Annotated in this window: 22 protein-coding genes; 15 read left to right on the top strand and 7 right to left on the bottom strand. The window is 63.8% G+C overall.

What is annotated here, in order from left to right:
* The first annotated feature begins 25 nt into the window (after positions 1-25).
* Together ACOQPI_RS13690 and ACOQPI_RS13685 are read left to right on the top strand one after the other, a co-directional pair.
* Positions 26-538: a phosphoribosyltransferase gene (locus tag ACOQPI_RS13690; RefSeq protein ID WP_420620179.1), complete on the top strand. Its 513-nt coding sequence runs from the start codon at positions 26-28 to the stop codon at positions 536-538.
* Between the two features lie 149 nt (positions 539-687).
* Complete coding sequence (locus tag ACOQPI_RS13685) at positions 688-906, top strand: hypothetical protein (protein WP_419851027.1); 219 nt, start codon at positions 688-690, stop codon at positions 904-906.
* A gap of 56 nt (positions 907-962) precedes the next feature.
* Here ACOQPI_RS13685 and ACOQPI_RS13680 read toward each other — a convergent pair whose 3' ends face one another.
* Positions 963-2,627 (bottom strand): chloride channel protein, encoded by a 1,665-nt coding sequence (locus ACOQPI_RS13680; protein ID WP_420620178.1) that lies wholly within the window; start codon positions 2,625-2,627, stop codon positions 963-965.
* A gap of 82 nt (positions 2,628-2,709) precedes the next feature.
* Between ACOQPI_RS13680 and ACOQPI_RS13675 the strand changes: the two genes are divergently transcribed.
* From ACOQPI_RS13675 to ACOQPI_RS13660, 4 genes are read left to right on the top strand one after another with little or no spacing between them, the layout of a single operon-like run.
* Positions 2,710-4,152, top strand: coding sequence for an FAD-binding oxidoreductase (locus ACOQPI_RS13675; RefSeq protein ID WP_420620177.1), 1,443 nt, complete (start codon positions 2,710-2,712; stop codon positions 4,150-4,152).
* Positions 4,153-5,064, top strand: a complete 912-nt coding sequence (locus ACOQPI_RS13670) for an FAD-binding protein (protein ID WP_420620176.1) — start codon at positions 4,153-4,155, stop codon at positions 5,062-5,064.
* On the top strand, positions 5,061-6,224 hold the full coding sequence (locus tag ACOQPI_RS13665; RefSeq protein ID WP_420620175.1) for a (Fe-S)-binding protein: 1,164 nt from the start codon (positions 5,061-5,063) through the stop codon (positions 6,222-6,224). The genes ACOQPI_RS13670 and ACOQPI_RS13665 overlap by 4 nt, the downstream gene beginning before the upstream one ends.
* Complete coding sequence (locus ACOQPI_RS13660) at positions 6,214-6,390, top strand: hypothetical protein (RefSeq protein ID WP_420620174.1); 177 nt, start codon at positions 6,214-6,216, stop codon at positions 6,388-6,390. The genes ACOQPI_RS13665 and ACOQPI_RS13660 overlap by 11 nt, the downstream gene beginning before the upstream one ends.
* On the opposite strand, the gene ACOQPI_RS13655 is transcribed toward ACOQPI_RS13660, so the two are convergent.
* The 5 genes from ACOQPI_RS13655 to ACOQPI_RS13635 form a co-directional block, all read right to left on the bottom strand.
* Positions 6,387-8,747 carry a bifunctional FO biosynthesis protein CofGH gene (locus tag ACOQPI_RS13655; protein WP_420620173.1) on the bottom strand — a complete coding sequence of 787 codons (2,361 nt, stop codon included), beginning with the start codon at positions 8,745-8,747 and terminating at the stop codon, positions 6,387-6,389. The two genes, ACOQPI_RS13660 and ACOQPI_RS13655, sit on opposite strands and share 4 nt — an antisense overlap.
* Positions 8,744-9,847 carry a transaldolase gene (tal, locus tag ACOQPI_RS13650; protein WP_420620172.1) on the bottom strand — a complete coding sequence of 368 codons (1,104 nt, stop codon included), beginning with the start codon at positions 9,845-9,847 and terminating at the stop codon, positions 8,744-8,746. Before tal ends, ACOQPI_RS13655 begins: the two co-directional genes overlap by 4 nt.
* The gene (gene tkt, locus ACOQPI_RS13645; RefSeq protein WP_420620171.1) at positions 9,844-11,826 is read right to left on the bottom strand and encodes a transketolase; all 1,983 of its coding nucleotides are present in this window, start codon (positions 11,824-11,826) and stop codon (positions 9,844-9,846) included. Before tkt ends, tal begins: the two co-directional genes overlap by 4 nt.
* A gap of 44 nt (positions 11,827-11,870) precedes the next feature.
* Positions 11,871-12,986, bottom strand: coding sequence for an FIST signal transduction protein (locus ACOQPI_RS13640; protein ID WP_420620170.1), 1,116 nt, complete (start codon positions 12,984-12,986; stop codon positions 11,871-11,873).
* A 77-nt stretch (positions 12,987-13,063) separates the two neighbouring features.
* Positions 13,064-13,816 carry a fatty acid desaturase gene (locus ACOQPI_RS13635; protein WP_420620169.1) on the bottom strand — a complete coding sequence of 251 codons (753 nt, stop codon included), beginning with the start codon at positions 13,814-13,816 and terminating at the stop codon, positions 13,064-13,066.
* Between the two features lie 158 nt (positions 13,817-13,974).
* Between ACOQPI_RS13635 and ACOQPI_RS13630 the strand changes: the two genes are divergently transcribed.
* Genes ACOQPI_RS13630 through ACOQPI_RS13595 form a run of 8 tightly spaced genes read left to right on the top strand, consistent with a single transcriptional unit; the run spans position 13,975 to position 19,841 of the window.
* Positions 13,975-14,628 carry an acetate--CoA ligase family protein gene (locus ACOQPI_RS13630; protein ID WP_420620168.1) on the top strand — a complete coding sequence of 218 codons (654 nt, stop codon included), beginning with the start codon at positions 13,975-13,977 and terminating at the stop codon, positions 14,626-14,628.
* Positions 14,625-16,088 carry an acetate--CoA ligase family protein gene (locus ACOQPI_RS13625; RefSeq protein ID WP_420620167.1) on the top strand — a complete coding sequence of 488 codons (1,464 nt, stop codon included), beginning with the start codon at positions 14,625-14,627 and terminating at the stop codon, positions 16,086-16,088. Before ACOQPI_RS13630 ends, ACOQPI_RS13625 begins: the two co-directional genes overlap by 4 nt.
* 5 nt (positions 16,089-16,093) lie before the next feature.
* The gene (locus tag ACOQPI_RS13620; protein ID WP_420620166.1) at positions 16,094-17,596 is read left to right on the top strand and encodes a D-alanyl-D-alanine carboxypeptidase; all 1,503 of its coding nucleotides are present in this window, start codon (positions 16,094-16,096) and stop codon (positions 17,594-17,596) included.
* Positions 17,597-17,637: 41 nt separating this feature from the next.
* Positions 17,638-18,252: an LON peptidase substrate-binding domain-containing protein gene (locus tag ACOQPI_RS13615; protein WP_420620165.1), complete on the top strand. Its 615-nt coding sequence runs from the start codon at positions 17,638-17,640 to the stop codon at positions 18,250-18,252.
* 27 nt (positions 18,253-18,279) lie between these two features.
* Positions 18,280-18,636 carry a hypothetical protein gene (locus ACOQPI_RS13610; protein ID WP_420620164.1) on the top strand — a complete coding sequence of 119 codons (357 nt, stop codon included), beginning with the start codon at positions 18,280-18,282 and terminating at the stop codon, positions 18,634-18,636.
* Positions 18,633-18,854 carry a hypothetical protein gene (locus tag ACOQPI_RS13605; RefSeq protein WP_420620163.1) on the top strand — a complete coding sequence of 74 codons (222 nt, stop codon included), beginning with the start codon at positions 18,633-18,635 and terminating at the stop codon, positions 18,852-18,854. Before ACOQPI_RS13610 ends, ACOQPI_RS13605 begins: the two co-directional genes overlap by 4 nt.
* A gap of 4 nt (positions 18,855-18,858) precedes the next feature.
* Positions 18,859-19,071, top strand: coding sequence for a hypothetical protein (locus ACOQPI_RS13600; protein ID WP_420620162.1), 213 nt, complete (start codon positions 18,859-18,861; stop codon positions 19,069-19,071).
* Positions 19,068-19,841, top strand: coding sequence for a tRNA (adenine-N1)-methyltransferase (locus ACOQPI_RS13595; RefSeq protein ID WP_420620161.1), 774 nt, complete (start codon positions 19,068-19,070; stop codon positions 19,839-19,841). The genes ACOQPI_RS13600 and ACOQPI_RS13595 overlap by 4 nt, the downstream gene beginning before the upstream one ends.
* Before the next feature lie 22 nt (positions 19,842-19,863).
* Here ACOQPI_RS13595 and ACOQPI_RS13590 read toward each other — a convergent pair whose 3' ends face one another.
* Positions 19,864-20,097 (bottom strand): ferredoxin, encoded by a 234-nt coding sequence (locus ACOQPI_RS13590; protein ID WP_419851045.1) that lies wholly within the window; start codon positions 20,095-20,097, stop codon positions 19,864-19,866.
* 144 nt (positions 20,098-20,241) lie between these two features.
* Here ACOQPI_RS13590 and arc point away from each other — a divergent pair, with 144 nt between their 5' ends.
* Positions 20,242-22,041: a proteasome ATPase gene (gene arc, locus ACOQPI_RS13585; RefSeq protein ID WP_420620160.1), complete on the top strand. Its 1,800-nt coding sequence runs from the start codon at positions 20,242-20,244 to the stop codon at positions 22,039-22,041.
* Position 22,042: the final 1 nt, after the last annotated feature.

Here is a 22,042-nt window from a genome sequence, read left to right as displayed (position 1 = left end):
CCCCCGACTCATCGAAAGGAAGCACATGAGCGAAGCAGCAGACCGGGAGTGGCTTGACTGGGATTCCTATGGTCGGGCCGTCCGGGAATTGGCGGCGTTGGTGGCTGACGACGGCTACCGGCCAGAGATGATCTTGGCCATCGCCCGAGGCGGCCTCTTTTGCGCAGGGTCACTCGGCTATGCCCTGTCAATCAAGAACATCTACGTGATGAACTGCGAGTATTACACCGGGGTGGATGAGCGGCTTCCCGTTCCAGTGATGCTGCCTCCCGCCGTTGACCTGGTGGACCATCGCAACTCCAAGATCCTCATTGCCGACGACGTGGCCGACACCGGTCACACGCTCAAAATGGTCTACGACTTCTGTGTTGAGCGGGTTGGCGATGTGCGCTCCGCGGTGCTTTATGAGAAGTCGCATTCCCTGGTGAAGTGCGACTACGTGTGGAAGCGCACCGACCAATGGATCAACTTTCCGTGGTCCACCGATCGGCCCTTGGTGAGTGCTGAAGAGGCTCGCCACAAAGTTCTCGATGCTTAGTTGCGTGTCGCGGCCAGGCGTTCTTGGAATTAGCGGTGTGCAAGATACGGCAACCGAGTGGTTAGACTGGCCCTTATGAGACGTTAGGGGGTGAGTTCCCCCTGCTGCCGGAGCTAAATGGCCGCCGGCTTGATATTGCGGAGCCGCCCATGAAAAAGGGACGCCACCGTCGCTACGAAGAAGCTCGTGCGCTGAAGCACACAAGCGACGACTTCGACGTTATGTTCGAAGAGAACGAGGATCCATGCGTGGAGTGTGGAGCCATCCCCGGTGAGGAATGCCGACTAGTGAAGGTAGGGGCAAAGCCCTGGTGCGAATACCGGGACACCCCGAGCGCTGACAGCGTCGACGAGTTATTCCCCGACTGAGCCCGTCTTTCCAAGACGAGTTCTTCCTCAATTGAGCCGGTCTGACTAGACCCCGGTCACACTCCTTCCGTCTCATCGAGGATCTCATCGAGTCGAAGGATGTCGTCGGCTCTCACCACCCCGATGAACGTGTCGTCGTCATCGGTTACCGGCAGTTGGTCGGTGTCGTTGGCGTCCATCTGGGCCACTGCATCGCGCAATGTCCAAGACGGACGGGCCGTGGGAAGATCGCGCCGAGCGATGTCGGCAACCAGCGTGTCGTTCCACACGTCGCGTTCTAGATCGCTCATCTGCTCCAAGCCGCACATCCCGAGATAGGTTCCACCGTCGACTACCGGCACTTCTCGTTCGCGTCGACCAAGAAGATGGATGTACACCAATTCACTGACCGTGGCGTCGGGGGGCACGGTCAGGGTGTCGGTGGTGAGTGCGGAGGTGAGGGGCAGGGCGAGCCGGCGCTCCACCAGACCCTCCCGCTTGTCGAGCTGATAGGAAGCCACCGAACTGGATCCGGCTACTAGCTGCGACACTGCGGCGGCGATGAGCGCGGGGACTACGAACACTGATGCGCCGGTGCTCTCCGCCACGAACATCACTGCGGTGATTGGCGCCCGGTACCCAGCGCCCAAGAAGGCGGCCAGCCCCAGCGTGCGGTACAGCCCGATGTCGGCCGTTCCCAATGCTTGGCCCACGAAGCTGCCCACAATCACCCCCTGAACGGCCAGGGGAATGAACAGCCCGCCGGTGCCTCCGGCGCCCACGGTGGTGAGGGTGGCGATCACCCGGAAGGCAAGCAGGCTTCCGATGAGAAGCAGAGTGTGATCGTCGTCTTGCAGCCATTGGGTGGCCTCCACCCCAGGACCCAGGCTCAGGGGCTGGTCGAACACTGCTTCAGTCGCCACCACCAGTCCAGCCAGCACCGCACCGCCCACCAGGATCCTGACCATGACCGGGTAGTGCAGTTCGAGCCCTTTGGCTTGGCGCACCAGCCAGGCGAATCCCCGTCCCCCAAGACCGGCCACGAGGCCAAGCAGCGCCCCTCCGCCCAAATGGATGATGCTGAGATCGCCGCTGTGGCTGCCCAGATCGATAACCGGATCAGTGCCCAGGATGGCCACGTACACCAGATAACCGGAGGCCGATGCCAGCAGGGCGGGCAACAGGGCCCGGCGAGCCACGTCGTCGCGATATGGGGCTTCCAACGCGAAGATCACCCCGGTTGCCGGGGTCTTGAACACGGCGGCGATGCCAGCAGCCGCTCCCGCGGTGAGCAGCATCTTGGCTTCCTCCCGGCGCAACCATCGCGAAAACAGCCCCTGCGTGCTGTGGCCGACAGTGGCACCGGCGTATACCGAGGGGCCCTCCAACCCCATCGAACCCCCCAGGCCGATGGTGGCCACACCGGCGAGGAGCTTGGCGGGAAGTTGGGATAGGGGCAGTCGGGGATGGCGTTCGTGGAAGGCGCGCACATACTCGTCGGACGTCGATGGGGAGGTGCCCCGTCCGAGATAGCGCAAGATTGTGACGGCGGCAAACAAGCCGATGGCCGGAGCCGCCGCCTGCCACCAAAGTGGGCCCTCCAAGAGCCTCTTGAGCAGCACTTCGACGGTGAGCTGCTCAAAGCCGGCCACCAATAGCCCGACGAGAGCCCCGGTGACGATGGAGAGCACCATCACGGCGGGAAAGGCCCGACGCGGTCGGAACGAGGCGAGCAACTCCACCCCTGACCGTGCGATTCGTCCCGTTAGAAGACCTTGGAGCGCTTGCATCCTGTGTGACTCACTGCCGGTATTCTACTGGCGGATGAAGTTTCGAAAGGCCGACCCCTTGATGCGAGACCTTCGGCAGGTGCTGCCTGCCGACCGGGTGAGGGTAGCCCCGTTGGAGCGCTCGATTATGGGTCGGGACGCTTCGATCTTCGAAGGCGGCCGAGCCGGACCGGTGTGCTTCCCGATCAGCACTGAGGAAGTGCAGGGCTGCGTGGATGCAGCTCGCCGTCATGGCCGGGCGGTGGTACCCCGGGGAGCGGGGACCGGGCTGGCCGGGGGAGCGGTTCCTTTGGAAGAGCCGGTGGTGGTGGTTACTACCAAGATGAACCGACTTGTGTCGGTGGATGCCGACCAGCGAGTGGCCTGGGTGCAGCCGGGCATGATCAACCTGGATCTCAGTCGGGCTCTTGCGCCACATGGCCTGCATTTTGCTCCCGATCCGTCCAGCCAGCAGGTGTGCTCTCTGGGCGGCAATGTAGGTACCAACGCGGGCGGTCCTCATTGTTTGGCCCTCGGAGTGACCAGCGCCCATGTCCTGGCCGCCGAGGTGGTGCTCATGTCGGGCGAGGCCGTAGTGCTGGGCGATCCCGACGGCTGGACCCCCGGCTTGGACCTGCGGGGGGCGTATGTGGGTTCGGAGGGGATGCTTGGGGTCACGACCGCCATCGCCGTGCGGCTCACCCCGAATCCCCCCGCAGTACAGACTCTGCTGTTGGCCTTCGACTCGGTTGACGCGGCAGCCCAGACTGTGAGCGCGGTGATCGCCGACGGAATCGTGCCTGCGGCCATCGAGATGATGGACAAGAACATCATCTGGGCAGTGGAGAATTTCGTGGGGGCCGGGTTCCCCACCGATGCGGCCGCGGTGGTGATCGTGGAGGTGGACGGCCTTCCTGGCGGAGTAGCGGCCGAAGCTGACCGCGTGGCCGAACTTGCTGTTGAGCGAGGCGGGAGCGTGCGCCGGGCCGCCGACGACCACGAGCGCGCATTGATATGGAAGGGGCGCAAGAGCGCGTTCGGGGCCATTGCCCAGATCAAACCCAACTACTACCTGCACGACACGGTGGTTCCCCGGACTCGACTGGCTGAGGTGATGAACCAGGTGTACGAGATCGTGGACGAGCACGACTTGCAGGTGATGAACGTGTTCCATGCCGGTGACGGCAACCTTCATCCGCTGTTGCTGTACGACGGCCGGGAACCGGGAATCATGGATCGGGTGCATGCCGCCGGATCGGCCATCATCGAAGCCTCGCTGGCGGTGGGCGGTGTGCTGTCGGGTGAGCACGGCATCGGCATCGAAAAGCGGGATTTCATGCCGCTGATGTTCAGCGAGGCTGATCTGGACGCCCAAGCTCGGCTGCGGCGGGCGTTCGACCCCGACGAGATGGCCAACCCCGGCAAGGTGCTGCCCACCGGAGCGAGCTGTGCCGATGTGAAGGCGCTCGACAAGATCCCCGAAGGGGTTTGGGGATAAGTGTCTAGCCGAGAGGCGCCAGTAGATCTGGAATCGTTCGCCGCCGAGGTGGGGACGGACGGACCGGTGGCTGTGGTCGGCGGGCGAACCCATTGGGAAATCGGTGGCCAGTGCCCAGAAGGGACCCACCTGGTGCAGGCCCCGGCTGGAGTGCGCGGCTTCGATCCCGCCGACATGACCATCCGGGTGGGGGCCGGTACCCCGGTTGAGGAGCTTGACGCCGCGCTGGCCGAGGCCGGTCAGCGAGCCAACCTGCCCTTGATACCGGGTGCCACTGTCGGCGGCGTGTTGGCGGTGGGCCGCGACGACCTACACGCCTTGGGCCGAGGGCGGCTCCGGGACGCCCTGTTGGAGACGGTCTATGTTTCCGACGACGGCCAATTGGTCACCGCGGGCGGGCCGACGGTGAAGAACGTCTCGGGCTTCGATCTGTGCCGGCTGCTGGTGGGATCGCTGGGAACATTGGGATTGCTCGGCGAAGTGATATTGCGCACTTGGCCTCGACCTGCTGCTCGGCAATGGCTGGCTGGTGTGGGCGATCCGACGGAGCTTCGGCGGCATCTGTACCGGCCGTCGTCGATCCTGTGGGATGGTCAAACGGTATGGGTCCATCTGGAAGGCCACGAGGCCGATGTGGAGTCCGAGGCCGAACTGGCCCGGTCGCTGGGGTGCAAACCGGAGGACGGCCCACCGCCACTGCCTGCGCACCGGGTGCCGGCAGGAGCGCTGGATACCGGAGGATTTTCGGGGGACTATCTGGTGCAGATTGGGGCCGGGGTGGCTTACGTGGCCGAGCCCTGTCTAGTCCCCGACCCCGCCCCCGCGGTAGCTGCCTTGCATCGGCGGCTGAAAGCCGAGTTCGACCCCCGTGGTCGGCTCAATCCCGGGCGCGATCCTTTGGCGGCAGTATGAGTGCAAGGGTCTCGCTGGGAATCGATCCCGAAGAACTGACTTCGTGCGTGGCGTGTGGGCTGTGTTTGCCCCACTGCCCGACATTTCGGGTGACTGGGGAAGAGTGGGCCTCCCCTCGAGGGCGTATCAGCGCCATGCGCCAGGTGCAAGATCACGGCATGGCAATCGACCGGGCTTTCCTAGCCTCGATGGACTCGTGTGTTCAGTGCCGAGGGTGCGAGCCGGCTTGTCCCTCCGGTGTGCCGTTCGGCTCGATGATGGAGGCCACACAAGCCTCCTTGGCTAGCCGCCGTCGTATCGATTGGCGGCGCTGGGGATTCCGAGTACTCGGCCATCGCTGGCTGTTGAATCTGCTGTCTCGGGCGCTGGCCATGGTCCAACGGCTGCGGCTGGTGCCGTCCAAACGGTTGGGACTGCCCAAGATTCCCCTGATACAAGATCGGCTTCGGGCTTCGGGCGACGAGGTGTGGCTCTTCACCGGATGCGTGATGGATGCCTGGCAGCGGTCGACCCATGCCGCGGTGAAGCGAGTGGTGGAGTCTGCCGGGGTCGGGGTGGACCTTCCAGGCGCAGCCGCCGGGTGTTGCGGCGCGTTGTCGCTGCATGCCGGCTTGGAGAACCATGCCCGCGCATTGGCTATCCGAACGATGGGCGCTCTGGAAGGTTCAGCCCCGATTCTCGTGGATTCGGCTGGGTGTGGGGCCGCCCTCAAGGAGTACGGCAAGCATTTGGGCACCCCGGAGGCCGTTGCCTTCAGCGAGCGGGTGGTGGACGTGCATGAATGGCTGGCGGTCCAAGCTGACCGACTGCCATCGGTAGGGGAGCGGCGCCAGGATGTGACCGTCGCGATTCACGATCCCTGCCATCTGCGCCATGTGCAGCGAGCCCATCAATCGGTGGCCGATGTGTTGTCCCGCTACGCCACAGTGGTGACTTTGGACGACGAGGGTCTGTGCTGTGGGGCGGGCGGTGCCTACGCTGCCATGCAACCGGAACTTGCAGCATCGATCCGTGATCGCAAGCTTGAGGCCATCAACCGCTCCGGCGCCGATATCGTGGCCAGCGCCAACCCTGGCTGCACCATTCACTTGGCCAATGCCGGGGTGGACGTGCGCCACCCCTTGGAGATCGTGGACGAGGCAATCAACTATGACCGCTGAGCACATCCGAGAGCAGCTCGAACAGATCGCCGAGCAACTCGATGATCTGGCTATGTCAGTGCTGCGCGACGCGGTAGAAGAGGGAGCGACGACGCGGCCCGAAGAGGAGAAGAAGCTGACCCGCGCCCGCCGGTCAGTCGAAAAGGCGATCCAGATCTTGGGCTAGACGGCTACCGCGTCGTAGAGGGTGGTTCTCTGGCGGAGGGTGCGGCCCAGGGGGGCGCACAGGGCTCGAAGGTCGTCCTCGGTTGCTTCTTGGCCGTGGGACGCGCCGGCAGCCCTCGAGATGTTCTCGTTGATGAGGGTGCCGCCTAGGTCGTTCACGCCGGCTTGGAGCATCTGGGCGGCTCCCGCCATGCCCAACTTCACCCATGATGCCTGGATGTTGTGGATCCACCCGTGGTAGGCGATACGGCCCACGGCGTGCATCAGCAATGCCTCCCGGAAGGTGGGGCCTCGTCGGGATCGCTTTTGCAGGTAGATGGGGGCGGCCATGTGGACGAACGGCAGCGGGACGAATTCGGTGAACCCGCCGGTCTCCTTTTGGAGTTCGCGGGTGCGGACCAGGTGGCGAGCCCAGTGTACGGGCTGCTCGACCGTGCCGAACATGATGGTCACGTTGGACCGCAAGCCGAGGCCATGGGCGGTGCGGTGAGCCTCCAACCACTCGCCGGTGTCGATCTTGTCGGGGCAGATCACCGCCCGAATCTCATCGTCGAGAATCTCCGCGGCCGTGCCGGGCAGTGAGCGGAGGCCGGCGTCCATCAATCGGCGCAGATAGTCGGCCAGCGGCTCTTCCAGGCGTCGGGCGCCCTCAGTGACCTCAAGGGCGGTGAATCCGTGGACATGGATGTCGGGGACCGCGTCTTTCACCGCCCGGGTGACGTCGATGTAGTAGTCGCCGTCGAAGTTGGGGTGGATGCCGCCTTGCAAGCAGACCTCCGTGGCACCGGCCTCGGCCGCCTCTACCGTGCGCTCGGCGATGTCGTCCAGGCTCAGCAGGTAGGGGTCGCCTCGCAGGTTGAGCGACAGCGGGCCCTTGGAGAATCCACAAAACCGGCACTTGAACGTACACACGTTGGTGTAGTTGATGTTGCGGTTGGACACCCAGGTGACCTCGTCTCCCACCGCGCTTTGGCGTAGCTCGTCGGCCAGCGCAGCCACCGATCGGACCTCGGGTCCCCGAGCACCAAAAAGGGTCACGATCTCTTCGACCCCGACTTCTTGGCCAGCCCGGACGCCGGCAATTACTTCGCCTACCGCACCTCCGCTAGCAGCCTGGCCAGCCAGGACACCCATTTCAGGGGCTGTGGCCAGCAGCACCGAGGGCTGGGCATTGGCTCCAGCCGGGGTTGCGCTCTGGTCGGACGGTGGCGCGAGCAACTGCGGTGGTGCGGCATCAGCGCCGGAGTACCAGCCGCCGTCATCGGATCGTCCCAGACCCTCGGCATCGCTGCGGTCAAGCACTGGGAAACGCATGTCCTGATCGAGCCATCGCTCGGAGTCGAGTGCGTACTCTGGATACACGGTCAGCCGAGGCGCCAAAGCGAACCCCTTGGCCTCTGTGACTGCCCGCAATCGTTCGAGGGCAGGCCATGGGCGCTCAGGGTTCACGTGGTCGGCGGTGACGGGGGAGACCCCTCCCCAATCGTCGATGCCCGCATCGAGCAGCCGACCAAAGTCGTCAGAGAGGTTGGGCGGGGCCTGAAGGTGGATCTCCTCAGGCAGGATGAGGCGAGCGAGAGCGATGGCCTCCAGATACTCGTCGCCGTCGCAGGGCGGGGTCGCGTGCATGGCCGTGCCCGGCTTGGGCAGGAAATTCTGGACGATGACCTCTTGAATGTGGCCCCAGCGCCGATGAGATTCAGCGATGGCCTCCAGGGCGTCGACTCGGTCGGCGCGAGTTTCTCCGATCCCCACCAGGATTCCGGTGGTGAACGGGATGGCCAGTCGGCCCGCGGTCTCCAAAGTGGCCAAGCGCCGGTCGGGGGTCTTGTCGGGTGATCCCCGATGGCAGTCCAGATCGGCCAGCGTCTCGAGCATCATCCCCTGCGATGGGGCGGTCTTGCGGAGCAGGGCCAGTTCCTCGGAATAGAGCGCCCCGGCGTTGGCGTGGGGGAGCAGCCCGGTCTTGTCCACCACGAGCCGGGTGGCATGGGCCAGGTAGTCCACGGTGGAGGCAAATCCGTGCTGATTCAGCCACTTTGCGGCATCGGGGTAGCGCAGTTCGGGGCGCTCGCCCAAGGTGAAGAGCGCTTCGTGGCAGCCGGCGGCCGCTCCCGATTCGGCGATGGCCAGCACGTCGTGATCGCTGAGGTAGGGCGACTCCAACCGGGCCGGAGGCTGGGCGAAGGTGCAGTAGCCGCACTTGTCCCGGCACAGCATGGTGAGGGGGATGAACACCTTCGGGGAATAGGTCACCCGGGCACCGTGCGCTCGATCCCGAATCTCTCGGGCCTGGGCCATGAGTTCGGCCCGGTCCAGATCCAGAAGGCTATGACTGCCGGTGTCGGTAATTGTCACCGATGGCCTTCCGTCAATCGATCGGCGGTTGTGGCCAGGCTTTCCAGCAAGTCGTCGAATGACTTCACGAAGGCTGACACCCCCTCGTCCTCCAGCCGGTCGGCCACCTCATCGAGGTCTACGCCGACATTGGCGACTCCATCCAGAATCGACTGGGCGGCGTCGGGGTCGGCATCCACGGTACGGGCCAGTGTTCCGTGGTCGGTGAATGCTTCCAGGGTGGCGTCAGGCAGCGTGTTCACAGTGTTGGGCCCGATGAGCTGATCGACATACAGAGTGTCAGGATAAGCCGGGTTCTTGGTGGAAGTGGAAGCCCACAGCGGCCTTTGCACTCGTGCCCCTCTGGCTTTCAGGGCCTCCCAGCGGGGCCCGGTGAACTGCTCTGTGAATAATTTGTAGGCCACCTGACCTTGGGCCACCGCAGTTTGACCCCGCAGGGCCAGCGCCTCTGGAGTGCCAATGGCCTCCAGACGTCGGTCCACTTCGGTGTCGGTGCGGCTGATGAAGAAGGAGGCCACCCCGGAAACTGATGACAGGTCGCCGGGGCAAGCCTCTAGGCCGCGGAGATAGGCCTCGATCACCTCGGCGTAGCGGGACAGCGAGAACAAGAGGGTCACGTTGATGCTGCGCCCTTCAGCGGTCATGGCCTCGATGGCGGGAAGGCCCTCAGCGGTCCCGGGGATCTTCACGTAGAGATTGGAGCGGTTGACGCGCTGGTGGAGCGCCCGGGCCGCGGCCAGGGTGCCATCGGTATCGCGAGCCAGCTTGGGATCGACCTCCACCGAGACGAAGCCATCCAGGCCGTCACTGGTGTCGTGTACCGGGGCGAGCGCGTCAAGGGCACCCCCGATGTCGGTGAGCACGAGCTCCCAATAGCCATCGGCAACGCTCAATCCGTCGGCCAGCAATCCGGCGAACTGCTCGTCGTATTCGCCCCCCGAGGTCATGGCCTTCTGAAAGATGCTGGGATTGGAAGTGAGTCCTCGCACGCCGCGCTCCACCCAGCGGTCCAGCTCACCGTTGACGATCCACTCTCGGCGCAGATTGTCGAGCCAAGGGCTCTGCCCGTGCTCGCGGTACAAGTCGTGGAGACTGCTCATCTTTGTTGCTCCTCGCTCTCGATCAGCGATACCGCCTGAGCGGCTACGTTGGCCGGGTTCATCCCCAGCTTGTCCAGCACCTCCGCCCCTGGTGCCGACGCCCCGAAGCGGTCGATGCCCACAGGAAGGTCCACCCACCGCTCCCAGCCCAGTGTTACCCCGGCTTCCACCGACAGCTTGGGCACTCCCGGCAACAGGACGCCTTCCTGGTAGGCCGGGTCTTGTTCGGCGAACAACTCCCAGCAGGGCATAGAGACCACTCGAGCGCTTACGCCCTGTTCCGACAGAGCGGTTGCCGCGTCGACGCAGAGCGATACCTCGCTGCCGGAGCCCACCAGTATCACTTCGGGGTTGGGCCGGTCGACCAAGGTGTAGGCGCCTCGGGCCACGCCGTCGTTAGCCGCGGTTCCCTCCAAGACAGGCACGTTCTGTCGGGTCAGGATCATGGCGCTGGGGCCATCGAGATCGACAGCCAGCCGCCAAGCTTCCGCCACCTCGTTGCCGTCGGACGGACGGAACACTCGCAGGCCGGGAATGGCCCGTAGCGACATGACGTGCTCGATCGGCTGGTGGGTGGGGCCGTCCTCGCCGACCCCCACGGAATCGTGGCTCCACACGAAGATGCTGTGGGCCCCCGACAATGCAGCCAATCGAACTGCGGGCCTCATGTAGTCGCTGAACACCAGGAAGGTGCCCCCTATCGGGACCACGCCTCCGTGCAGGGCGGCTCCGTTGAGCACCGCACCCATGGCATGCTCTCGAATGCCGAAGTAGATCTGGCGTCCGGCAGGGTGGGTCGAGCTGAGCGGTTCGGCGTCGGAGAGGCTGGTTCCGGTGTTGCCGGTGAGGTCGGCGCCGCCCGCGATCAGGCCCGGGACGACATCGGCCATGGCATTGAGGCAGGCCGAGCTGGCCTTGCGGGTGGCTACCGACTCGCCAGCGGGCCACGACGGGAGCTTGTTCTCCCAGCCGGGAAGCCCCCGGCCAGCCAGGCAAGCCTCGTACTCCGAACGCTGGGGTCCAAGTGCTTCCACCTGTTGTTGCCAGGCCAACCGCTCGGAGGCACTCCGGCGACCAGCCGCCCGGTAGGCATCGAGCACGTCGTCGGGTACATAGAAGGATTTGTCGGCCGGCAGTCCCATCACTGCCTTGGTAGCCGCTATCTCCTCGTCGAACAGCGAATAGCCGTGGGCCTCGTGGTTATCGGTTTGGCCCGGGGAGGGAAAGGCGACATGACTGCGGACAATGACCATCGACGGAGCGTCGTCCACTGCCATTGCCGTTCTGATTCCTGTTTCGAGGGCATCAAGATCCTCGGCAGCCTCACCCAGGTCCACCACATGCCAGCCGTAGGCCTCGAATCGCTGGGCCGCGTCGTCAGACAGTGATAGGTCGGTCGGCCCGTCAATGGTGATCCGGTTGTCGTCGTACAGGCAGACCAGCCGATCGAGGCGCTGATGCCCAGCCAGCGAGGCAGCCTCATGGCTGATCCCCTCGGAGAGGTCGCCGTCGCTGCATAGAGCGAACACCCGGTGATCGCAGACATCGGCGCCGAAGCGGTGACGCAGCCAGCGCTCGGCCAGGGCCATTCCCACCGCGTTGGCGATTCCTTGGCCTAGCGGCCCGCTTGTGACCTCCACACCCGCGGTGTGACCGGCCTCAGGATGTCCGGGAGTGCGGCTTCCCCACTGGCGGAAGTCCCGCAGGTCGTCCAGGGTCAGCCCTTGGCCGGTCAAATGGAGCATCGAGTACAGCAGAATGGAGGCGTGGCCGGCGCTGAGCACGAACCGGTCCCGGTCGGGCCAAGTCGGGTCGTCGGCGTCGTAGCTCATTATTCGGGTCCAAAGCACATGGGCCAGTGGTGCCATAGCCATGGCCGTCCCCTGATGCCCGGAGCGGGCTTGGTGAGGGGCGTCCATGGCAAGGCCGCGGATCACGCTGATGCCTTGGCTTTCGAGAGCGGCGGGGAACGCGGGCATAAATTGGCCGGTCCTTTCAGATGGTCATGGGAAATGTCGGATGGTCATGGGAACAGCACCACCGAAGCGGTGAATCCGTGGAGGAAATTGCGGCCCCCGATCGGCCCGAGTTCACCGGCGCAGAACATCCCGGCCACCGGCGCTCTCTCCAGAGCCTCGTGGACCACGGCCGCGTCGTGGTCGGGGCCTTCGAACAAGTGGGTCCCCCTGCCGTTGCACGTGAATACCAAGGCCGACCCAGCGGAAGCGTCAGCCATCAGCTCGCGCAGATCCTCGTCTGCGGTGGCAGCGTCCCGCACCTGGAATTGGACTGTGGTGCCGACTTCGACCGAGTCGCCCACCGCCAGTGCGCCAGTTTGCTCGTCGGCACCGATCAATCCCCGGATCAAAAAGTCGCCCCGGTGGAATTCTGATTTGTGCTCGTCGATGACAATGCCGATATGGAGTCCTCTCGATACCAGGGTCCGGTCGGCCTCGTCTAGCGCCAAAAGGGTCTCCCGCAGGCGGTCCACCGCCGGGCGGCCTCCCATCTCCGAGACGATGTTGTCCTCAGACTTGGTCACGGTGAAGGGCTGGCCAATGGGGCGGCAACCCTGAGAGACAACGGTGCGAACCTTGACCTGGGGATCGAGGATGACGCCTACCGCACCGTCGTCGTAGACCTGATGGCCCAGAACCAGGCGATTGCCTCCCGGCCGGCCAGCGGCAGAGGCCAGACCTCCCACCACGGTCATAGGCGGTCCCGCGTTCAGCAGGGCATCACTGGGGAAGGTGAATGGATCGGGAACCACCAGCAGTGTTCCCTCGGCATCGACGGGAATCCCGCCCACTGCCCAGCCGTCGGGGCCGCGGACTGCTTCGAGTCGCACCGCCCGGGCGGGGCATTGGGATGCGGCCCAAAGCGAAACAGCCGGGTGCTCCTCGACTTCGAGCGGGCCGCCGATCACTGACACCGCGGTGGTGCCGATGAGAACAGACGGTGCCAAGACCTGGTGGATGGCATCGGCAATTTCGTTGATCGCTTCCTGATGGGAGGCCGAGGTGAACAGCACTGCTAAGTCGGGGGAGGGTCCCACCGCTTCGAGGATCTCGCCGATTACCTCTCCTGCGGCGTTAGCCGAGTCAGGATGCTCGGATAAAGCGGCCCCATACCTGCTCACTACCTGCACGCTAGTCCGACGGCGCGCTCCGTCAGCGGAAAAAACGTTGCGTTACACAAATGGGGGGAGGTTCTTCGTCAAACCTGAACAGAGGTGGTGGAGCGAGAGGCCAGCGCGTCGACGTCGGCATGGCGAATTTGAGCCAAACCGAGCCAGCTGGCCACGCAGATGAACCACCAGCCCAGGTCGAATTGGTGCCACCGTCGGGCGAAGCGAGCCGATGTCGGGGCGGCATGGTGGTTGTTGTGGTAGCCCTCGCCGCAGGTGAGCCAGGCCAACCAGGTGACGTTGGTGGCGCTGTTGTCGAACGGTCGGCGGCCGAATGTGTGGGCCACCCCGTTTACCGAGCCGCCCAAGCCGATATAGCCCACGGTATGGACCGCTGAGGCCACTAGACCAGGCACCCAGCCCAGCAACAACACCAAGATGGCGACTCCCAAGGCCAAACCGATGATCCCCCGGTTTAGCAGGATGCGGTCGGGCAGGGTGATGGGGATGTCTTTGGCGTAGCGCTCAGTGGTGCGGGGGTCGCGGGCCGATCGCCGATAGAGGGCGGCATTGGTGAGCTGCACGCGAAGCCAGCCCAACCGGGCTGGTGAGTGGGGGTCTTCAGGGGCATCGGTGTACGCATGGTGCTTGCGGTGGACTGCGGCCCACTGCCGGGCTGAGATTCCGGTCGCCATCCAGAGGAACACTTTGAAGAAGCTGCGAATGGCGGGATGCATCTGAACAGCCTTATGGGCCAGGTCCCGGTGCAAATACACGGTGGTGGCGAGATTGGCCAGCTGGGTAAGCGCGAGGCCTACCGCAATCGCGATCACTATCTGCACGAGTTGAACTCCCAATGGGTTAGGACCGGCTGCTGATAACAACAGCCACGGATGTGACCCTAGAGGACAGAGGGGGGTTACATGAAGGTTGAACGACCCAGAACCTAGTGCCTAACGCTGAGGCGTCAGGGTGAGAAAGGGAGAGACAGGCAAGTAGCGTGTTCGGGGTGGGGGTGTTGTCGGAGTTCGAGTCGAAGCAGCTTCTCGCTCGCCATGGCGTTGCCGTGAGCAGAGACAAACTGGCGCACTCGGCCGACGAGGCGGTGGCCGCAGCGGTCGAAATCGGCGGTCCGGTGGCGGTAAAGCTGTGCGGCTCGTCGCTGGCCCACAAGAGCGAACGGGGGTTGGTGCGGCTGGGTCTCGACAACTCCTCTGCGGTGCGCAGCGCAGCCGACGAGCTGCTGGCCGCAGCCGTCGAAGAAGACGGCGAGGTGGCCCTGCTGGTATCGGAGATGGTTGCCGGGTATCGAGAGTTCATTGCCGGCGTAGTACACACCGAGCAGTTCGGTCCCGCGCTCATGCTCGGTTTGGGAGGCGTTCTGGCCGAAGCAGTAGGGGAGGCAGTGTTCCGGCTTCTTCCGGTGAGCGAGGCCGACTGCAAGGACATGATCGAAGACTTGGACATTCCCGCCCTCATGGCTCCGCTCCGGGGCGAACCTGCGGTGGACCAGGGCGCGTTGGTGGACTCGTTGTTGGGCTTGGCTCACGCCGGGGGAGGGGAAGGGGTCGAGGCCATCGACGTAAATCCCCTGGTGATCCGGGACGGGTTGCCGGTGGCTGTGGACGCTCTGGTGGTGATGACGGGCTCATGAGTCGGCCACCGTTAGATCTTCTGTTCAACCCCCAGGGCATCGTGGTAGCTGGCGCCTCCACGCATCCAGGCAAGTTCGGTTTCGTTGCTCTTCACAACGTGTTGGCCGGAGGGTTCGACGGGCCGGTCTTCGCCACCAACCCCGATCAACCCAGCATTTTGGGAGTCGAGGCATTGGAGTCGGTCGCCGATATACCTGAGGGGGCAGCCGACCTGGTCTTCGTCTGCACTCCGCCCCACACGTGCTCCGAGATCTTGAGATCGGCGGCCAGCAGAGGGGTTGGCGCGGCATTCATCGCCTCAGGCGGCTTTCGGGAGGCAGGCTCCGAAGGGGCTCGAGCCGAAGAGGAACTGGTACAACTGGCCCGGTCGCTGGGCATGGTGGTGGCGGGGCCGAATGGGCAGGGGCTGATTTCCAATCCGGCCAAGCTGGCCGCCCAGATCGTGGCGCCCATTCCGCCCCCTGGGCCGATTGCAGTAGCCAGCCAGTCGGGCAATCTGGTCTCGGCGTTCATGAACTACGCGGCACATAGCGGAGTGGGCATCAGCCGAGCGGTGAGTGCGGGAAACGCCGCCATGTTGGGAGTGGTGGACTATCTCGGGTGGTTTGCTAGCGATCCCCATACCAAGGCCATGGCTGCCTATGTCGAAGGAGTAGAAGACGGCCCAGCGTTTGCCGCAGCTATCAAGAGAGTGGCAGCGGCAAAGCCGGTCGTACTGGTCAAAGGGGGAACCACCCCGCGGGGAGCACAGGCCGCGGCCAGCCACACGGGAGCGCTGGCAACCGACGATCGGATTTTCGACGGGATGGTGCGCCAGAGCGGTGCGGTACGGGCTCAGACCATCGAAGAGGCCTATGACGCGGTGGCCGCCTTCGCCACCCAGCCCCTTCCTGCGGGGCCCCGTACTCTGGTGCTGTCCAGCGCGGGCGGATGGGGGGTTATCGCCGCTGACGCGCTCTCGAAGTCGAAACTTGAGTTGATTCCCCTCCCCGCTGACTTGAAGGAGGCCATCGATGGGTTGGTACCGCCCCGCTGGAGTCGCAGCAATCCGATCGACCTGGCTGGGGGCGAGAGCCGCGACACCATTCCTGAGGTCATTGACCTCGTTGCCGATCATCCAGAAGTCGACGCGGTGATTTATCTGGGTATGGGGATTCAGGCCAATACTGCGTCCCACTTGCGGTCGGGCCCGTACTTCGAGGCGGCCGAACTGGCCCGTATCTGTGAGTACCATGAGCGCCAGGACAGCCGCTTCGCCCAAGCCGCAGCCGATGCCTCCGCTCGAACGGGCAAGCCCATTTTGGCCGCGACCGAACTGGGGATAACCCAGCCTGACAACGCCGGTCCGGCCACGCTGGCTGCCCAGGGCAGCTATTGCTTTCCTTCCGCTGACCGGGCGGTGAGAGCTTTGCACCACCTGTGGTGGTACGCCCGCTGGCGCAAGCGCCTCCTAGGATAATTCCAGTGCGCCGAATCGTGATGCCCGTTCTGCTGCTTGTGATTGCCCTTGCCGCGCTATTCGGCTCGAACCAGCTCAGCGACCAGCTTCATGACGATCTGGGGGAGGTGGCCACTGACGACACTGTTCCACCGGGTGTGGGTACTCCTTTGGTCTCCACCCGCCGGCTCACCTCCATGCTGGCCCCGTCGCTCACTGAGCCTGACTTCTTCGACACTTTGGACGAGTTGATGGCTAGCTCCCCCGTCTCTGCATGCCTCCATGTGACTCAGAATGGAAGCTCCTTTGACCCTCGCGAGAACGGTTACGCCAACACTCCGGTTTCACCTTCTGATGCCACCCTGCTGCTCACCCTGGCCACGGCTCACCAGACGCTGGGACCTGATCACACCTTTACAACCTCGGTCCAGTCGGTGGTTCCGATGGAGGGCGGCGTGATCAACGGAGATGTCTACCTAGTCGGTGGAGGCGACCCCTTGTTGTTGACCCGCGAGTTTGCTGCCACCCTGGAATTGGGCCAGAACCAACTCCGCACTCCCATCGAGGAACTGGCTCAGGATCTAGTGGACGATGGCTTGGCTCTGGTGACAGGTGCGGTGGTGGGCGACGCCACTCGCTATGACGACCTGTTCTACGGTTCTTGGCCGGAGGAGACCATTGAGTCCCAGAACATCGGCACCCTGCTGGCTTTGCAATTCGACGACGGCTGGCGGCAGTTCCCGGTTTCGGATCCAGAGTTAGAAGCCGAAGAGACCGCGACTCAAGCCAATGAGGAGGCGGTTGGTTATGTGGTCGCGGACGATCCACCGTGGTATGCCGCGGCGCTGTTCGACGACATGCTCGAGGCGCGGGACGTGGTCATACGCCGCACCCCTCGCTCGGAGGGAGTGCCGGAGGGAGAAGAGCTCTATATCCTGGCGTCAATCGAATCAGCGCCGCTTTCTGCCCACTATCGGCAGATTCTCGACAACCGGGATATCGAGACCATCGAGATGCTGATCAAGGAAATCGGATGGGTCACCACGGGGGTGGGCAGCACCCAAGCCGGACTTCAGGCGATGAACAACACGCTGGCCAGAGTCGGGATCAACTCCGATCAGTTCCAACCACTCAAATTCGATGACGGCTCGGGACTTGATCCGGACAATGTGGCCACCTGCCCGGTGTTCACGGCACTCCTAGACAGCAATGAGTACGCCCCGCTGTTCCGTGAGTTGCTGCCCACCGCCGCCGAGGCCGGACCGCTTCAGAGCCGATTCACCGGCGTCGAGAACCCCGGGCGGATCAGAGCGCTGTCAGGCGGGACATCGGGCACTTCGGTGATGATGGGGTATATCGACATCGGCCGTGACCAAGAGTTGACCTTCGCTTTCATCGCCAACCAGCAGGGCCCGCCGGACAACCAGGCTCTGAAGGAACTGGAGAGCCGTGTCGTCAGCCATTTGGCCAGCCTGGAAGCGAAGCCGACCCTCGACGACATCCAACTAGCACCACTTCGGCTCGGCTGACGTCGACGCGGGATCACGCCAACATGACCGAGGCAACCACGATGCCCATGTTCCCACTGGGGATGGTGCTGTTGCCCACCATGGTGGTGCCGATCCATGTGTTCGAGCCCCGGTACCGGCAGATGACAAGAGACTGCCTGGACGGTGACCGAGAGTTCGGGGTGGTGCTCATCGAGCGGGGCAGCGAGGTCGGGGGTGGTGATACCCGCACCTATGCCGGAACGGTGGCCAAGATCATCGACGCCCAAGAGTTTCCTGATGGCCGCTGGGGCCTCATGGTCGGGGGTACACGCCGGGTTCAAGTCTCCCAGTGGCTGGAGGATGACCCCTATCCTCGGGCCGAAGTTCAAGATTGGCCCGACACCGGCCAATTCAACGATGAAGAAGCGCCCCGCCAGCTGCCCTCGGTGGTGGCGCAGTGGCGCCGGGTTCTGGCATTGCAATCAGAATTGGGGGCGCCCGGCCCTCCCACCGACTTTGAGATATCTGAGGATCCCCCGACTGCGGTCTGGCAGCTCTCGGCTCTCTCTCCGATGGGGCCGCTCGACAGACAGAAGCTGTTAACCGCCGACAATGCCACTTTCCGCTTGGGCCTGTTGGCTGAACTTCTGTCTGACGCTGAAGAGATCATTCGAGCCAGAATCGAAATGGGGTAGTGGGAATCACCCGGATAGGCTGAGCGGTTGCAGGAGGAGGCCGTGTCCAAACGTTCAAAAGCTACCCGAAAGGGGAATTCGCCCAACGCAACGTTGGCCGAATTGAAGACGCTGCTTATCGGCTATGGCCGACAGGAGATCGTCACGCCGCTCACCCACTTGGGGAAGACGCTGAAACTCGGCGTCCTAGGCGCGCTGAGCATCGGGATCGGGCTGATCTTCCTGACCATTGCCGGATTGCGCCTGCTCCAAACTGAGGTCTCTGGGGTGTTCGACGGCAACATGAGCGCCCTGCCCTATGCAATTGTGCTGGTCGGACTGCTTGTCGTTCTGGCCGGCGTGTTCGCGCTCAGAAGCCAAGCATCGAGAGGAGACCGTTCGTGAGCGATCTGGACTTGGGCCGCGAGGCGATAAACAGAGACGACATCCAGGCCAAGTTCGAAGAACTGAAGCACAGCTTGGACGGCACCGCAGAGGCGGCCCGCACCCCGGCGCTGGCCGGGGGAATTGTGGTGTTGGCCGTGCTGGTTGCGTTGGCATTCATGTTGGGGCGTCGCCGCGGGCGGGCCAGCCGGACCGTGGTCGAAGTCCGCCGGGTCTGATCGGATGCCAGATCCTCTGGGGTACTTGCGTCGACAGGCCATCAGGCGTGGCGTGGTGGGCGGGAGCCGGGCGTGGCTCATCTTGGGCGGGGCGGTTTGGGGGGTCCGACTCTTGCGTCGGATGGCGAGCACCCGCCAGATGCGAAAGGTGCTGTCCCAGGAATTGCGGCCCGGCGAGAGCCTGATTATCTCCCATCTTTCCGACGAATCGCAGTGAGCCGGGCGCTTGAAGCCGGCGAGTTGGTCTTGCTCACCGACCGAAAGGGTCGCCGCTATCTGCTCACACTGGTCGAGGGCGGTGAATTCCACACCCACGCGGGGTCGGTGGCTCACGACGAGCTGATCGGCGGCCCCGAGGGAACGCAGGTACGTACAACCCGCAATGCTGAACTGACCGTCTGGCGCCCCACTCTCCGCGACTATGTGCTGAAGATGCCCCGTGGAGCACAGGTGGTGTACCCAAAGGACAGCGCGGCCATCTTGATGCACGCCGACGTCTTCCCCGGTGCTCGGGTATTGGAATCGGGAGTGGGATCGGGGGCGCTGTCGCTGAGCCTGCTGAGAGCTGGAGCAGTGGTGGTGGGCTATGAGGTCAGAGAGGACTTCGCCCAACAGGCAGTCGAGAACGTAACCGGCTTTCTCGGCGCGAAGGCCGTTGATCGCTTCCAGGTGGAAATCAGGGACTGTTACCAGGGAATCGACGCCGAGGGCTTGGATCGGATTGTGCTCGACCTGCCAGAGCCTTGGCGGGTGGTGCCCCACGCGGCTGCTTCACTGTGTCCCGGCGGGATCCTGGTGGCCTACACCCCGAGCATCATTCAGGCAGTGCAACTGCGAGAAGCCTGCGACTCCGGACCTTGGGCCTTTGCTTCCACCATGGAAGTCCTTCATCGTGGCTGGCACATCAAAGGCGACGCGGTCAGGCCCGAGCATCGCATGGTGGGCCACACCGGGTTTGTGACTGCTGCCCGTCGACTCGCTGATTAGGAGGGGAATCTAGAGGAGAGGCTCAGACCTCGATGAAGATGCACTCCCCAGGGCATTCCTCGGCTGACTCGATGGTGGCCTCTTCCTGCCCTTCGGGCACGATGGCCAGCCCTTCGACGCCGCCCGGCTCGCTGAAGACCTTGTCGCCTTCTTTCACGTAGGCAAGACCGTCATCGAGCAGAGTGAAGACATCGGGGGCGATCTCTTCACAGAGACCGTCACCAGTGCAGAGATCTTGATCGATCCAGACCTTCATTTGCATCGGTGCAGTGGCCCTTTCATTACAGGCAGCGGACGGCAAGCATGGTAGACGCTGGGTGAGCCTTCAGTGTAACCGACCGGAAGTCGACCTTGGCCATACAGCGGAAATTGAATAAAGCGCGTGTAAAGTCGCGTTGGTATGACAGACGGCGACGCAGCGGCAGATACAGGTATCGCACCAGAGGAGTCTTCTCCAGCCGAGCAAGCAGGTATCGCACCAGAGGAGTCTTCTCCAGCCGAGCAGGTAGCAGCGCTTGAAGAAGAGATTGCCGTTCTCCGCCAGCGGCTTCAGGATGCCCCCAAGCGGGTCCGCACCCTGGAAGAGCGGCTCTTGGAGACCAAGGGACAGCTGGCCAAGGCTGTCTCCCAGAACGAGAAGCTCACCTATACCCTTCGCGAAGCCCGTGAGCATATTTCCGCACTGCGGGATGAGGTGGACAAACTCACCCAGCCCCCGTCGGCGTACGGGACTCTGTTGGGTCGCAACGAGGACGGGACGGTGGATGTGTTCTCGGGGGGTCGCAAGATGCGGGTCGCCCTCCATCCCGAGATCGAGTCTGAGGAGCTGAGCCGGGGACAGGAGGTTGTTCTGAACGAATCGCTGAACGTCGTTCTTTCCCGGGTGGGCGATGGCACCGGTGAAGTGGTGACCATCAAGGAGGTATTGGCCGGCGGTCTGCGGGCGCTCATTGTCGGTCGGGCCGACGAGGAGCGCGTGGTGGAGTTGGCCACCGAGATGATCGACCAGCCGCTCAAGAGCGGGGACACTGCGCTTATGGACTCTCGCTCGGGTCTGCTCGTTGAGCGCCTGCCCCGGCCCGAAGTAGAAGACCTCGTGCTAGAGGAAGTTCCCGATATCACCTACGAGCAGGTCGGCGGCTTGGACGAGCAGATCGAGCAGATCACCGATGCGGTTGAGCTCCCCTTCGTTCACCAGGATCTGTTCGCCGAGTACCAGTTGCCTGCACCCAAGGGCATCTTGTTGTACGGGCCGCCGGGCTGCGGCAAGACCCTGATCGCCAAGGCGGTGGCCAACTCCCTGGCCAGCAAAGTTGCCGACATGAGCTCGGACCGGGAAGCACGCTCCTATTTCTTGAATATCAAGGGTCCGGAACTGCTGAACAAGTACGTGGGTGAGACCGAGCGCCAGATCCGCCTGGTGTTCCAACGGGCTCGGGAGAAGTCGGCCGAGGGGTGGCCGGTAATCGTGTTCTTCGATGAGATGGAATCTCTCTTCCGAACCCGGGGCACCGGGATCAGCTCTGATATGGAGTCCACCGTGGTGCCCCAGCTCTTGGCCGAGATCGATGGGGTGGAGACTCTGAGGAATGTGATCGTGATCGGTGCTTCGAATCGGGAAGACCTCATCGACCCGGCGATCCTGAGGCCGGGGCGTCTAGATGTGAAGATCAAGATCCAGCGTCCCGACGCCGACGCGGCCTGTGCCATTTTCTCCCGCTATCTCACCTCCGAGCTGCCCATCGCCGCCGAGATGGTGGAAGGTCTTGGCGGCGGCGACCCCGACAAGGCCATCCAGGCCATGATTGAGCAGACCGTGACCGAGATGTTCTTGGAAGAGGAGCGCAACCAGTTCTTGGAGGTCACCTACCAGAACGGTGACAAAGAGATCATGTACTTCAAGGACTTTGCTTCCGGAGCCATGATCGAGAACGTGGTACGGCGGGCCAAGAAGCTGGCCATCAAGCGTTTGTTGGCCGGCGGTGCGCCGGGCATCCACGTCACCGACCTGCTGAAGTCGGTGAATCAGGAGTATCGGGAGCACGAGGATCTGCCCAACACCACCAACCCCGACGACTGGGCCAAGATCTCGGGCAAGAAGGGGGAGCGAATCGTGTTCGTCCGCACGCTCTTGTCCGACGAGGAGTCGAGCCAGGGCGGGCGCTCCATAGAGGCCATCGGCCCCGGCCAATACCTCTGAG

The organism is Candidatus Poriferisocius sp. (assembly GCF_965219815.1).
GTDB lineage: Bacteria > Actinomycetota > Acidimicrobiia > Acidimicrobiales > Bin134 > Poriferisocius.
Note: the sequence above shows the minus strand (reverse complement) of the source record. Positions and strands in the feature narration are given on the sequence as shown.